The sequence below is a fragment of the Arthrobacter sp. Sr24 genome (assembly GCF_054511175.1).
In genome coordinates this window covers 23,219-37,072 of sequence record NZ_JBTNDB010000020.1, presented here as the reverse complement: position 1 = coordinate 37,072, position 13,854 = coordinate 23,219, and the positions used below count along the sequence as shown (strand labels likewise).

General features: G+C 60.9%; 12 protein-coding genes. 3 read left to right on the top strand and 9 right to left on the bottom strand.

Annotated features, from left to right (window positions below):
* Positions 1–300: 300 nt before the first annotated feature.
* From ACX80D_RS13080 to ACX80D_RS13070, 3 genes are all read right to left on the bottom strand, one after another.
* Positions 301–1,731 carry a class II fumarate hydratase gene (locus ACX80D_RS13080; protein ID WP_459323167.1) on the bottom strand — a complete coding sequence of 477 codons (1,431 nt, stop codon included), beginning with the start codon at positions 1,729–1,731 and terminating at the stop codon, positions 301–303.
* A gap of 184 nt (positions 1,732–1,915) precedes the next feature.
* Positions 1,916–2,569, bottom strand: a complete 654-nt coding sequence (locus tag ACX80D_RS13075) for a carbonic anhydrase (RefSeq protein WP_459323166.1) — start codon at positions 2,567–2,569, stop codon at positions 1,916–1,918.
* Between the two features lie 35 nt (positions 2,570–2,604).
* Entirely contained in the window at positions 2,605–3,234 is a 630-nt protein-coding gene (locus ACX80D_RS13070; RefSeq protein ID WP_459323165.1) for a DUF4245 domain-containing protein, read from the bottom strand.
* Between the two features lie 199 nt (positions 3,235–3,433).
* On the opposite strand from ACX80D_RS13070, the gene glpX reads away from it, so the two are divergent.
* Positions 3,434–4,450, top strand: a complete 1,017-nt coding sequence (gene glpX, locus ACX80D_RS13065; RefSeq protein WP_459323231.1) for a class II fructose-bisphosphatase — start codon at positions 3,434–3,436, stop codon at positions 4,448–4,450.
* Between the two features lie 228 nt (positions 4,451–4,678).
* On the top strand, positions 4,679–5,683 hold the full coding sequence (locus ACX80D_RS13060; protein WP_459323163.1) for a lipid II:glycine glycyltransferase FemX: 1,005 nt from the start codon (positions 4,679–4,681) through the stop codon (positions 5,681–5,683).
* A gap of 136 nt (positions 5,684–5,819) precedes the next feature.
* Here the strand turns inward: ACX80D_RS13060 and ACX80D_RS13055 are convergent, their stop codons facing one another.
* From ACX80D_RS13055 to ACX80D_RS13035, 5 genes are all read right to left on the bottom strand, one after another.
* A complete protein-coding gene (locus tag ACX80D_RS13055; protein WP_459323161.1) occupies positions 5,820–6,371 on the bottom strand; it encodes an endonuclease domain-containing protein in 552 nt (183 codons plus the stop codon).
* A gap of 775 nt (positions 6,372–7,146) precedes the next feature.
* Positions 7,147–8,442 carry a mannose-6-phosphate isomerase, class I gene (gene manA / locus ACX80D_RS13050; RefSeq protein WP_459323159.1) on the bottom strand — a complete coding sequence of 432 codons (1,296 nt, stop codon included), beginning with the start codon at positions 8,440–8,442 and terminating at the stop codon, positions 7,147–7,149.
* 101 nt (positions 8,443–8,543) lie between these two features.
* Positions 8,544–10,184 carry an LCP family protein gene (locus tag ACX80D_RS13045; RefSeq protein WP_459323158.1) on the bottom strand — a complete coding sequence of 547 codons (1,641 nt, stop codon included), beginning with the start codon at positions 10,182–10,184 and terminating at the stop codon, positions 8,544–8,546.
* Between the two features lie 10 nt (positions 10,185–10,194).
* Entirely contained in the window at positions 10,195–10,839 is a 645-nt protein-coding gene (gene purE / locus ACX80D_RS13040) for a 5-(carboxyamino)imidazole ribonucleotide mutase (protein ID WP_459323156.1), read from the bottom strand.
* A gap of 4 nt (positions 10,840–10,843) precedes the next feature.
* Positions 10,844–12,007 carry a 5-(carboxyamino)imidazole ribonucleotide synthase gene (locus ACX80D_RS13035; protein ID WP_459323155.1) on the bottom strand — a complete coding sequence of 388 codons (1,164 nt, stop codon included), beginning with the start codon at positions 12,005–12,007 and terminating at the stop codon, positions 10,844–10,846.
* Between the two features lie 238 nt (positions 12,008–12,245).
* On the opposite strand from ACX80D_RS13035, the gene ACX80D_RS13030 reads away from it, so the two are divergent.
* Positions 12,246–12,749, top strand: coding sequence for a GtrA family protein (locus tag ACX80D_RS13030; RefSeq protein WP_459323153.1), 504 nt, complete (start codon positions 12,246–12,248; stop codon positions 12,747–12,749).
* A gap of 21 nt (positions 12,750–12,770) precedes the next feature.
* On the opposite strand, the gene ACX80D_RS13025 is transcribed toward ACX80D_RS13030, so the two are convergent.
* Complete coding sequence (locus tag ACX80D_RS13025; protein ID WP_459323151.1) at positions 12,771–13,628, bottom strand: TIGR03089 family protein; 858 nt, start codon at positions 13,626–13,628, stop codon at positions 12,771–12,773.
* Positions 13,629–13,854: the final 226 nt, after the last annotated feature.

The following is a 13,854-nucleotide window of genomic DNA, read 5'->3' as shown; positions in this document are numbered from 1 at the left end:
GCCGGGGTTTGCCAGCGAGGCCTCTGCTGATCCCTCCGGTTTGGTGCCTTGCCAGTGATTCCTGAATTCGCGATTTCTTAGACAGAAGCTGTGAATAAGGCGGATTGCGTCGCAGAACGCCATTAAAGGTAGCCTCCGGTGCCCCATCAGCCGTCCTTAGCCACCACCGCCCCACCCTAAAAAAGTACGACGGCGGGAGGTTACCTTTTGTGAAAAAGGTAACCTCCCGCCGTCGTTCGCCACCTCCCACTGCTCGCAGTGAGTCCCTCGTTGGCTCTCTTAGTACAAAGAGGGGTGCTGTTACTTGGGTGCGCGGGTCATGGCCATGACGTCCAGGCCCTTATCCAGCTGCTCCATGGTCAGTTCGCCGCGCTCAACGAAGCCCAAGGCCAGAACGGCTTCACGGATGGTGAGGCCCTCGGCGATGGCGTGCTTGGCGATCTTGGCTGCGTTCTCGTAACCAATGTGCTTGTTCAGCGGAGTCACGATGGACGGTGAAGCCTCGGCCAGGAAGCGGGCGCGCTCAACATTTGCGGTCAGGCCGTCAATCATCTTGTCGGCCATGATGCGGGAGGTATTGGTCAGCAAGCGGATGGACTGCAGCAGGTTCGCGGCCATGACCGGGATGCCCACGTTGAGTTCGAACGCGCCGTTGGTGGAGGACAGGGCGATGGTGGTGTCGTTGCCGATAACCTGCGCGGCGACCATGATGGCTGCTTCGGAGATGACCGGGTTGACCTTGCCGGGCATGATTGAGGAGCCCGGCTGCAGATCCGGGATGGAGATTTCGCCCAGGCCGGTGTTGGGGCCAGAGCCCAACCAGCGCAGATCGTTGTTGATCTTCATGATCGAGTACGCAATGGTGCGCAATTGGCCGGAGGCTTCGATGAGGCCGTCGCGGTTGGCCTGGGCCTCGAAGTGATTCCGAGCTTCGGTCAACGGCAAGCCGGTGTCCGCTGCCAGCAAGGCGATCACACGCTGCGGGAAGCCAGCCGGGGTATTGATGCCAGTGCCAACAGCGGTGCCGCCGAGGGGAACTTCAGCCACGCGCGGCAGTGCAGATTCGACGCGCTCGATGCCATAGCGGATCTGTGCTGCATAGCCGCCGAATTCCTGGCCCAAGGTGACCGGAGTGGCGTCCATCAGGTGCGTGCGGCCGGACTTCACAACTTCTGCGAATTCGCTTTCCTTGCGCTCCAACGATTCTGCCAAGTAAGCCAGTGCCGGGATCAGATCGTTGATCAGGGCGGAGGTTGCGGCGACGTGGACGGAGGTGGGGAAAACGTCGTTGGAGGACTGCGAAGCGTTCACGTGGTCGTTCGGGTGAACAACCTTTTCGGAACCGGCAGCGCTCAGAGCCCGGTTGGCCAAGGTCGCCAGGACCTCATTCATGTTCATGTTCGAAGAGGTTCCGGAACCTGTTTGGAACACATCGATGGGGAAGTCACCGTCGAACTCTCCTGAGACAACTTGATCGGCAGCAGCTTCAATGGCGCGGGCCAGATCGGCGTCCAAGACACCCAATTCGGCGTTGGTGGTGGCGGCGGCCTTCTTGATGCGCGCCAATGCAGCGATGTGGGCAGACTCCAATGTCATGCCCGAAATCGGGAAGTTTTCAACCGCACGCTGTGTCTGTGCGCTGTAGAGGGCGTTGGCCGGAACCCGGACCTCGCCCATCGTGTCATGTTCAATACGGAATTCTTGTGCGTTAGCCGCGGCAGTATCAGTCATATCTACACCTTATCGCCGCCGCGCCCCGAGCCGAAAACCAGTGCCGAAACCATAAGCCACAAACGCCGCCGCGTGGCACGCTTACCCAGCCACACGCTTGCCCAGCCACACGCTTGCCCAGCCACACGCAAAGAAGGCCCGACGGCGGGACTTGCGTTCCGGCGTCGGGCCTTTCGAAAGCGGCTTACTGGTGGATGGAGCCGTTGCTGTAGACAAGATCCGCGTGGCCGTCATTGAGGCGGTACGTCAAGCCCACCACGGCGGTGCGCTGGCGGGCCACGGCGTTGGCGATGATGGGGGAGTTCTCCACGAGGCGGGCCGCGGTCTGCTTGACGTGCTCGGTGATCATGGCGCTGACGTCGGCGTCGGCGTCCTTGCGCAAGGAGGTCAGCACGGACGGGGTGATGCGTTCCACCAGGTCACGGATGAATCCGGCGGGCATGGCGCCTGTAGCAACAGCCTGCTGTGTGGCCGTCACGGCACCACAGTTGTCGTGTCCGAGCACCACGATCAGCGGCACATTCAGGTTGTCAACGCTGTACTCAATGGAACCCAAAACGGTGTTGTCAATCACATGGCCGGCCGTGCGGACCACGAAGGCGTCGCCCAGTCCCAGATCAAAGATGATCTCGGCAGCCAGACGCGAATCTGAGCAGCCGAAGATGACGGCGAAAGGGTTCTGCGTGGCCACGAGCGAGGTGCGGCGGGCAGCGTCCTGATTGGGGTGGGAGGAGTTGCTGCCAACAAACCGGGCATTGCCGGCCATCAGCGTCTCCCAAGCCTCGGCGGGCCGGAGCTGGTGGTTCGGGATTGCGTTGCTGTCTTCTCCACCGGTCATGAGTTATTGCCCTTCGTAGTTGGAATGCTGGTGTGCTAAGGCGCCGGAGCGGTAGCGGGACTTGCTGCTGCCGAGGGTGCCTCTGTGGTGTCAAGTGAGTCTGTTGCTGCTTTGGCGAGGAAATCGAAGTCTGCGAAATCGGCTGCACCGGTCAGAACGATCATGTCCTCGCCGTCGATCAGGACCAGGCTGCGGTCCCCTTTAGGTTTATCACGCAGTTCCCACTCATGCCCATCCACCGTTCGGCTGCCGGTGACCGGAGCGTTCTGAGACTGATCAGCTACCCACGTGGGGTTGGCGGTGATGGACTGGCGCAGCGCGATAAACGTGTTGTTGGAGGTTACGTAACCTACGTCCCAGAAGGCGACGCCGTCGGCGCCGGCAGGATTCCAGCGCGCGTAATTGGCGTACCAACCATCAGGAAGTGCCGGTGCGACCGGGGTGAACCCAGCCGTGTCGGCAGCATTGCTGGCGACCGCGGAAACGTCGATGTTGCTTCGGTATGTGTCGGCTTTTTGCTGTGGGTTGAGCCACACGACGGTCAATACAATGGCAATGGTGGAGAAGATGGCCAAGAACATGCCAATCACCGAGGCGTTGGCGCGTTTAGCGGCGCCGGCGGCGATGGAGGGCTTGAAGGGCGGGGTAGGGCTGGAATCACTCACTGAACCATCTTCCCAGATAAGAGGGGGCAAAGATCACCCCGAACGGCTCTGTGGCGTACCTCACTGGGTAGGGGTTCGCCATTTCACCTATGATTACTTGGGTAGGCAAGAAAACGGCAGACATGCGCGCACCTGCGCAAAGCAAAAACTGCGCCTACCTAAACAATGGGGTTTACACGTGCCTGAAAAAGCATCACAGATGGATTACTCTCAGCTATCCCGGGCCTTGGCCGTGGGCGACGACGAGCCGGACCGCAACCTAGCCCTTGAGCTGGTCCGTGTGACCGAAGCCGCCGCTATTGCTGGCGGTCACTGGGTTGGTTTTGGCGAAAAGAACCTGGCCGACGGCGCAGCCGTGGACGCCATGCGCTCCCTCCTTTCCACCGTTCACTTCAACGGCGTGGTGGTCATTGGTGAAGGCGAAAAAGACGAAGCCCCCATGCTGTACAACGGCGAGGTAGTTGGTGACGGCTCTGGCCCCGAATGCGACGTGGCCGTGGACCCGATCGATGGCACCCGCCTCACCGCCATGGGCATCAACAACGCCTTGGCCGTATTGGCTGTGGCTGAACGCGGCACCATGTTCGACCCCTCCGCCGTGTTCTACATGGAGAAGCTGGTGACCGGCCCCGAAGCGGCTGACATGGTTGACCTGCGCCTCCCCGTCAAGCAGAACCTGCACCTGATCGCCAAGGCCAAGGGTGTGAAGATCAACCAGCTCACCGTCATGGTTCTGGACCGTGACCGTCACCAGCCGCTCATCCAGGAAATCCGCGACGCCGGAGCCCGCACCAAAATCATCCTCGATGGCGACGTGGCCGGCGCTATTGCCGCCGTCCGCCCCGGTACTGGCGTTGACGCGCTGATGGGAATCGGCGGAACTCCCGAAGGAATCGTGGCCGCGTGCGCCATGAAGACCCTCGGCGGCGTCATCCAAGGCCGCCTCTGGCCCACCTCCGATGATGAAAAGCAGAAGGCGATCGACGCCGGACACGACCTGGACCGCGTGCTGTCCACCAACGATCTGGTCTCCAGCGACAACTGCTACTTCGCAGCCACCGGCATCACCGACGGTGACCTGCTGCGCGGCGTGCGCTACGACAAGGGCCGCGTCCTGACCCAGTCAATCGTGATGCGCTCGAAGTCCGGCACCGTCCGCTTTGTTGAAGGCGAACACCAGGCTGCCAAGTGGGAAACCTACGCCCGCATCAAGTAAGCCCGCTTCTGCCCGTTTCTCCAGGTAGCCGGGACCCGGTACTCGAGTGCCGGGTCCCGCGGCTTTCGACACCGGGCCCCTCGCGGGCAGTAAGATTTCTCGCCCGTTCTTCGTTCCTCAGACCGTGCGGGGAAATCCATCCCCGCTCCGGGGCCCGGCGCCTCAGCGCCGCCCGGCACGGTTCTCGGGCGGGACCTTCCTAGCTGCGCCAGCCGGTAGGCTTGAAGCATGACTTTAAGTGTTGTGCCGTGCCGTGTCCGTGACGAGTGGGATGCCGCTGTGAACTCACAGCTGGGACACCCCATGCAGCTGTGGGGGTGGGGCGAGACCAAAGCTGCCCACAATTGGAGCGTTGACCGCGTCCTGGTAAAAGATGGCGAAACCCTGGTGGGTTCCGCCCAGATTCTGTTGCGCGCGCTGCCGTTCCCGTTCCGCTCTTTGGCGTATCTGGCGAGGGGACCACAGGCTGCGTCGGGACGTGAGCAAGAGGTGCTGGACGTCGTCGGACGTTATGTGAAGACCACCCACAAATCCGTGGCCTTGAGCATTGAACCGGACTGGGACGCTGCGACGGTGGCCGTGGCGACTCTGCCGGCCACGGGATGGACTCCCAGCGCCAGCACCATCTTGATTCCGCGCACGCTGATTCTGGATCTGACGCGCACCGAGGACGAACTGCTGGCCGCGATGAGTAAGAAGACGCGCCAGTACATCCGCAAATCGAGCCGGGAAGCGCTGGAATACCGGGCTGTGACGCCGGCTGAGGTTCCGCAGTGCATGGCGGTGTACCGGGAAACTGCCCAGCGCGCCGAGTTCGGAATCCACGAAGACGGCTACTACAGCGACATCCTGAACAACCTCGGATCGGGATCGCCCATTTACGGCGCGTTCGATGGCGAGAAGCTGGTGGCGTTCCTCTGGCTGGCCGCGAGTGATGCCACAGCTTTTGAGCTCTACGGCGGCATGACCGAGGAAGGCAGCACGCTGCGGGCCAACTTCTCGCTGAAATGGCTGGCCATCCAAGAAATGAAGGCCCGGGGGATCACCCGCTACGACTTCAACGGCCTGCTCAATGACGGGGTCTCAAAGTTCAAGTTCGGCTTCGCTGATCATGAGAACATGCTGGCCGGTACCTGGGACTTGAGTCTTTCGCCCCTGTACCCGGTGTTTGCGAAGGCGTTGCCGCTGGTGCGTCGCGCGCTGCGCAAGGCGCGAGGACTGCTCAAGCGCTAAGGGCGTTCGGGCCGTGCCTCGGCCGCGCCTAGGCCGTGTTTTTCACATCCACCCGTCACGTAATGACACTTAGGGGGATCTAAGCGTCATTACGTGACGGGTGGATTTTCGTTTCCCGCCCAGAATTCGTGCGGAGCTAGTCGAAATCTTTACGAGTACTAAGGTGGCCTTCTAGAGACCTGCTCGCTAGATTCTGCGGGTCTGGCCAACCACCGAGTTTGAGAGCTCGAGCAATTTTGGTGATTATCACGGCCTCGCCAGCTTTGAAGTCCTCATTGTTGATCAGTATCTGGTGCCAGCCCAGAGAAGTGGTGATGTAGTTCCGGTCATGATCTTTGGTTTGTTGCTCACGAGAGAAATGGTGCTCGCCGTCGTATTCGGCGCACGTCTTATACTCTTCGCAGGCCAAGTCGGGCCCTACCTTGCCTTCACCAGCAGCGTTTCGAGTCTCCACATTGTGGCTGAATAGGGGTAATTGCCAGCGTCCGATCAGTAGTCGTAGTTCTGTTTCCTTCGGCGAATCAGAACCAACCTCGACCGATTTGATGGCTTCATCCAGCTTGCGGACTCCGCGGTGATTGCGGTTCTGTGCAATGTATGTCCGGAGAGTGGCTAGAGAAACCGTGGGATATTTCTGGTATCCAAATGATCGGTGGTGTTCGCACACCAGCTGGTCCGCAACGGCCACTAGCTCGTCTACTGAGAGCAGGGGGTGCGATATCTAGCAGAGTTCGCTGTTCGGAGGTGATCGGAACTCCGGCGAGTTCACCAATGTCGCGGGGATTCCACTTCATTTCTCGGCCGTGAACGTTTTTTCGGCGAGGTCTTGCTTGGCCAGCCCACTTGGCTAAATCAAACTCTCCCTGCTCTCTGAACCGCCAAGGCAGGTAAAACCCGTAGAGTCTCGCTGCCGTCAAATGTGTAACCACTGCATGGGGTGTCGCAGCGGTCAGGGCTCGGCAGCTATCAAACAGGGTAAAATCGGCATTCTTAGGAACCCGTATGCTCCGGCTGGGAATCCGCAAATCACTGGCACGCGTCCTGCGCACGGATACGCCGTACCGAAGTGCAGAATCGAGTGTGAACGGAACAGTTGCGATGGACATCGGCAGCGGGTCTGGAGTTCTCATAGCTCCATTAGGACAAGTTTCGGCTAGCGCCGGACCCGAAATGTGCTGTTTTCGGCAAATCTGTGGATAACGGAGCCCTACTTCCGCAAGAAATCTCCAAAAAGTTTCAGAGCTAAGGACTTCCGCCCCGAATCCGAGGCATTCCTGGCTGGGTTGGCGGCCCCGCAGCCTCTGAGTCCGGGCCCAAGCCATCGAGCCGTCATGTAATGACACTTAGAAAGTTCTAAGCGTCATTACGTGACGGGTCGATGGCGGAAAGGCCGGATCCGGCTCGTCGAGGCCGGATCAGGGCCGGGAAGGACGTGGGGATGGTGGATCCGGGGCGGGGAAGCCTCAGCCAGCCACGGTAATGGCGAAAATCACGGCCGGGGTGTCGCTGGGATCCCCAACAACCACATGGGGGTGAACCATGACCGGGTTTTCTGCGGCAGGAACAAACACCGAGCCGCCACGACTCAGGACCATGTCGCTGCGGGGGGAGTCCAGCAGCACGGAGCCCGAGACCGCCAGCACCAGCAACGGACCATTCTGCAGCAATGGAACGGGCTCTGAGTCAGCCGAGATCTCCACACGTTGGAGCACAAATTCAGTGAACGGCGGTTCCCAGAGATGCTGCCCGAGGTCTGTTGTTCGGGTGGGGACTACTGGAACGGTGCTGGGATTGAAGTCCACGGTGTCCAGCAATTCCGGGACGTCCACGTGCTTGCCCGTGAGCCCACCACGCAGCACGTTATCGGAGGAGGCCATGACTTCCAGACCCAGCCCGTTCAAGTAGGCGTGGATATTGCCAGCCGGGAGGTAGATGGCTTCCCCGGGCACCAGCGAAACCCGATTCAGCAACAGTGAGACCAGGACACCGGAATCACCTGGATGCTGTTCTGCCAGCACTACCACGGTCCGTAGGGATGCTTCAGCGTTCTCGGGTAGACCAGCAATGTTCCGGCCCTCGCCTTCAAAGCCGAAAGCCGAAGAAGCGGCCAACGCCGAGGCCGCCAGCTCCACCAGGGAAGTAGTCTCGGCCCCGCCATTGACCAAAGTTTCGAAGGCTCGCCGAACCACCATTGGGGCAGCCATACGCGAATTCAAGGTCATCTCGACCTGACGCAACAGCTCCGGAACCGGCGCACCCGTAGCGGTGATTGCCGCCGCCACGGCATGGAACAGCGCGGCCGCTTCGGCACACGGACGGAAACCGCAGAGCGCCTCGAAAGGGGTCAGCGCCAGAATCATCTCCGGCTTATGGTTAGCGTCCTTGTAGCTGCGATGGGCGGCGTCGCGCGGAACACCAGCCGCCTCCTCCGCTGCAAAACGCTCCCTAGCCCGCTCCAACGTGGGGTGAACTTGCAAAGACAGGGCCTGATCGGCTGCCAAAAGCTTGGCCAAGAACGGCAGTTTCGCACCAAAGGAAGCGTGCACATCCGCACCCAGCGCCGCGTGGGGATGCGCCGCGATCAGCTGATCCAGTGGCACCGGGCCCTCAGGGGTGGCCGCGACGGAGGGAGAATCCGGATGTGCACCCATCCACAATTCCGCTTCCGGACCACCACTGGGTTCGGTGCCTAACAACGCGGCGATGGCCGTTGTCGAACCCCACGCATAATTGCGGGTAACGTTCGTCAGAGCAAACATAAGAGATTTCTCCTGGTCTCAGGCAAGCTGTAGATCGATTGAAAATGACTGTCATTGCGCCTCGATAGCGGGCTGAGCACAACCAGCTAAATACAGTGAGCTTAGCCCGGGGAGCAGGTCCCGTTATTGGACAGCAGCGCCCCGAGCGCCACGGCGTCGCCATTGATGGCCAGCTGCTGCAGATAGTCAGCAGTGATCTCCGGCCCGGACGACGGCGCCTCTTCAGCTGGTGCCTCGGGCGCCGGTGCTGCGGGTACTTCGGGCGAAGGAGCGGCGGGAGTGTCAGTGCCAGGTGCGTCGGGAGCAGGTGCCTCTGGTGCGGGGTCCGACGCTGCAGGCGCCGACGGTGCGGGCTTCGCCGGTGCTGGTGGATTGAGTAGTGTCTGCACCCGCTGGTGAAGAACGTCAAAGTCAGGGTAGGTGGGGAAATCTTTATCGAAGTCCGGGGGCCCAACGGTCAAGCGTGAGAGCGGGTTGTCCTTGGACTTCAACGCCAAGGATACAAAGCTACCCAACTGTCCGGCAGGCAGGTCCGATTCCACTACCTTGGCACCGGCGTCGGCCAAAGCACTGAACTTGGTGAAAATGGTGGCCGGATCCATCTGAGACAGCATGGCTGCCTGGATGCACTGCTGGCGCTCGCTGCGGTTGTATTCCAGGACCCATTCACGGGAGCGGGCATACCAGAGAGCGTGAAAACCGTCGAGCTTTTGCACGCCCGGAGCAATCCAGCCCGTGGGTGGTAGGTGGTCGCCGGTGCCGTTGACGTCGTCGCCGCTCATGGGAACCCAGCCCCCCACATTGATGGTGACCCCGCCCATGGCATCGATGAGATCGGAGAAGCCGCCCATATCAATGATGACGTAACCCTGAATGCTCAAACCCAGAATGCCGCCGGCCGCATCCATCATGGCGTTGGCGCCTGGATCATCCGCATCGGGGTATAGATCTGGATGGTTGTTGGTGACGTCGGTGTAGAGGAAGTTGATGATGCACTCATCGCCGCAGTTATAGCCGTCGGGGTACACATCCCAGAGGGGGGAATCGGGCTCAAACGGGGCGTTCTGAAGGTTGCGCGGGATGCTGATGGTGGCGGCTTTGCCCGTCTTGGCATCAACGCTGATCACCACGATCGAGTCCGGACGCCGGCCAGCACGGTCCTCGCCCGCATCACCACCCATGAGCAGAAAATTGTAGCGACCGTCCACGGGCTCCATATTGGGCCCAGAGGCAAAAATACTCGAGATAGCGTTGCGCCCGGAGTTGACCAGGAACGCCCCGTAACCGAGTGTTCCGGTAGTCAGCACCATCAACACCACCATGGCCATGGACACCAAACCGCGCATGCCCGGCGCCAGCAAAGACGGTCTAATGATCTTGAGTGTGTTCAGGAACATGATGGCCCAGCCTGCCGCGACAGCCACCATCACGACGATGATGAGCAGTGATGAGTATGGGCTGGTGAACAGGTTCAGGAGCGCTTCACGCTGGAAAAGTGCAAGTACGACGGCGGTGATCACCAGTGCCCACACCACGAAAGTGCAGCGCAGCGCTATGCGACCAATGCGCTTGTTGCCGGCCACCAGTTGGGCCGAACCTGGCAGAACGAGTGTCAGCAGCAGTAAGATCCAGGCTCGTTTTGAGCGCACGGGTGCTGACGCCGGCTCCGGAAAACGGGCCGGGTTAGTCAACAGGGGCGGACGGTTCGAGGGCCGCGAAACCTTGGGACTGCTAAAACTCATGTGCAGGCGTTTATCCTTCTGTCGTTCCGGAGGGCTCCGGGACTTCGGGCTTCCGAACGGCGATCTCCGGTAGGGCGGTCTCCGGGAGCACAGCCAACGGGTAGGTCTTCCCGGCCTTCTCCCGCAAGGCGGCGCCCTTGGCGGAGGCTTGGTCATTGAGGGATTGGGCAAAATCGGCCAGCTTGGCAGCCAACTCTGTGGCCAGAGCATCGGTGCCACTAGCCAGCATGCGCACGGCCAACAGACCAGCGTTGCGGGCTCCACCAATAGATACCGTGGCTACGGGAACTCCTGCCGGCATCTGCACGATCGATAGTAGAGAGTCCATACCGTCAAGGGTCTTCAGCGGCACGGGCACGCCCACTACGGGAAGTGTGGTGACAGAGGCCAGCATTCCCGGGAGGTGGGCTGCGCCGCCGGCTCCGGCGATGATGACGCGGATGCCGCGGGCTGCTGCGCCCTGGCCGTAAGCAATCATTTCGATGGGCATGCGGTGTGCGGAAACTACATCGGTCTCGAACGGGATACCGAACTCGGACAGTGCAGCTGCGGCAGCCTCCATGACGGGCCAGTCTGAGTCGGAACCCATCACAATGCCCACCAAAGGAGTACCCACCAAAGGAGCGCCTACCGGGGAAGTGGAGCTTTCAGTCATAGTTTTACTTTCCTTCTGCGCCGTCGCGGATGATGTTTGCCACGGTGGTGGCGCGGGCACGGACGGCGGTGACGTCGTCGTGCGTGAAGCCAATCACATTGACGTGGCCAATCTTGCGGCCCGGGCGTACGGACTTGCCGTAGCTGTGGACCTTGACGGTGGGCTCGGCGGCCAGAGCTGCGGAGTAGGCGCTGAAGAGGTCCTGGTTGGCGCCGCCGAGGAAGTTCTTCATGACCACAATAGGCCCCAGCGCCGAGGTGTCACCCAAAGGCAGATCCAGCACGGCGCGTAGGTGTTGTTCGAACTGGCCGGTGATGGCGCCGTCCATGGTCCAGTGCCCGGTGTTGTGCGGGCGCATGGCCAGCTCGTTGATGAGGAATCCGGGGGAGCGGCCGGGGGTTTCGAAGAGTTCGGCGGCCATGACGCCGGTGACGCCGAGCTCGTTGGCGATCCTCAGGGCGGCGGCTTGCGCGGTGGCGGCCACCTCCTCGGAGATCAGCGGCGCGGGGGCGATGACCTCATCGCAGACACCGTCCACCTGGATGGATTCGGCCACCGGCCAGGCGCGGGCTTCACCGGAGGGGGTGCGGGCTACCAAGGCGGAAAGTTCACGGGAGAAGTCCACCATTTCCTCCACCAGCAGCGGGTTCATGGCGTCGAACCAGTCGGCGGCAGCCTCAGCATCGGAGACGGAACGCAGTACTTTCACGCCCTTGCCGTCGTACCCACCGCGGGGCATCTTCAGCACTACCGGCCAGCCGTGGGTATCACCGAAGGCCGCAATTTCAGTGGGGGAGGCGACGGCGGACCAGGCTGGGTTGGGCAGGCCAAGACGCTCAATCGCGGCACGCATCACGAGCTTGTCTTGGGCGTTGACCAAGGCGTCGGGGCGCGGCTGGACATTGACGCCTTCGGCGATCAGCGTCTGCAGGTGTGCGTTGGGGACGTGTTCGTGATCAAAAGTGAGAACATCCACACCCCGGGCAAACTCCCGCAGGGTCGCCAAATCCTTGTAGTCGCCAACAGGTGCATGGGCCACCACGGGCACAGCGCAAACGTCGGGGGCTTCCGCCAAAACTCGCACATCAAAACCAAGGGCCACGGCGGCAGGGGCCATCATGCGGGCCAGCTGTCCGCCGCCCACCACACCGATTACAGGAAAAGTCACAGTCCCCAGCGTACCGAAAGTCTGGCCGGAAGCTTGCTTTGCACTGTTGGCGGGCTTTTTGGGGCTGTGGAGACGCTGCCCCAACAGGGCCCTAAGCCGGAGTTGGACCCGAATGGGCTCGAAAAACTGCTTTCTGAGGCCTATTGCGCACGGAACGCCCAGAAACGTGGCCTAGAATTTTCAGGAGAGGCTGCAGCGCGAATCATCCGTTTTTGGCCGTATCGCCCGACGGAGGACCATGTTTCAGAAGTTAGTTGATCGTATTAAAGGCCTGATGGGCCTCTTTTGGCGAGAAGTAGCAAAGTTCGGTGCGGTGGGCGGCGTCGCCTTTATCATCGACACCGGCATATACGTGTGGTTGCTCAGCGGCAGCATGGCTGGCCACCCCACTAAAGCAAAAATCATCTCGGCCGCCGTGGCCACAGTCTTCTCCTGGCTCGCCAACCGTTACTGGACCTTCCGCCACCGCCGCCAAGCCAATATGGTCCGTGAAGTGGTGCTGTTTATCATCATGAACGGTATTGGTCTGGGCATCGCCGCCGCGTGCGTGTACGTCTCTCACTGGGTTTTGGGCTTTGAATCCGCCACCGCCGACGTGATCGCCGGATCCGTGGTAGGCCTGATCTTGGGCACCATCTTCCGCTTCTTCGCCTACCGCTACTGGGTTTTCACCGAAGAGCTCGACGCCGAACCCGGCTACGAAGGCGACCGCAAACTCATTCGGGCCGACCACGAAGCCTAAGCCCTCAAGCGCCTGTTGGCGTTAGCCCAGTGTGATGTTTTCGCTGGCGCGCACGGTCTCCGAGACTGCCACTCCATCCCCAAGCAGAACCACTGAGCCACCGGCTGCCCAGATTTTCAAGGCGTCATGCACGACGCCGGTCCATCCTTCCTTGGCCTGCAACAGGACCCGCTGCGGTTGGGTGCCCAACGCCGTTTCCGGGATGGATAGCAAATCTTCGCCACCACTCAGGAGCTGGACGTAGCTGATTTCTTGGGTACTGGCGGCGTCTGTACCGTTCGCTTCCGTGTTGTTGCCTGCGACTGTGTGTCGCCAGGCGATGTCTGAGGCATCAGCCTCGGAGTCTGCAAAAAACACGTCAGCGTGTGAGCGCACATCCCCGGAATAGTCCAGGGTGCGTGGGGGAAGCTCGCCCGTCCAGCGCATTTGCAGGGCAGGCAGCGCCACGGCTACTACTAGGGGATCGCCCTTGGCCCCTTGGAGTTGGCTATGAACTGCTGCCGGTGATGCGGTGGCAATGATGTCGGCACTAGCGCTAAAAGCGTCCGCGCCTGAAGTGTCAGCGTTATAAGCTCCAGCCCCATCAGCTGTGACCGCTGTGGCACCCACGGCCCAGGTTGCCAGCATCCAGACCAGGGAGCGCCAGTGCAGCGGGAGGTCTAAGGCAATCACGGTGCCGGGTTCGGCGTCGAGCTCGTCAACGAGGTAGTTGGCGGTTTTAGCCACCCAGTTCTCCAAGACGCGGCCGGAGAATTCCACGCGTTCGGAGTCAGGGCCATACCAAGTCAGCCGGGGTGAGGTGGGGTTGTTACTGCGCAAAGCATGCAGCAATTGGGTGGGGGTGTTCACAGACAGGTTCATGAGAGCCAATTTTGCCATGCCGCCCGCCACGGAGATCCCCATCGTTTGGACAAATCACTTTGTGACGTGACGTGCGTTACAGGGGTTAGTCTGTGAATTCTCGGTGAATTCCAAAAAACAGCCAATTCCGCGCTAGAAGAAGCGTTTGTTGGCGCTTAGACGCCGAAACGCATGAATGTATTGATATGAAATTGCCGGGCGTGGCGTGCCGTATATTCCGCCCTGAGGGTGGTTATCATCTCGG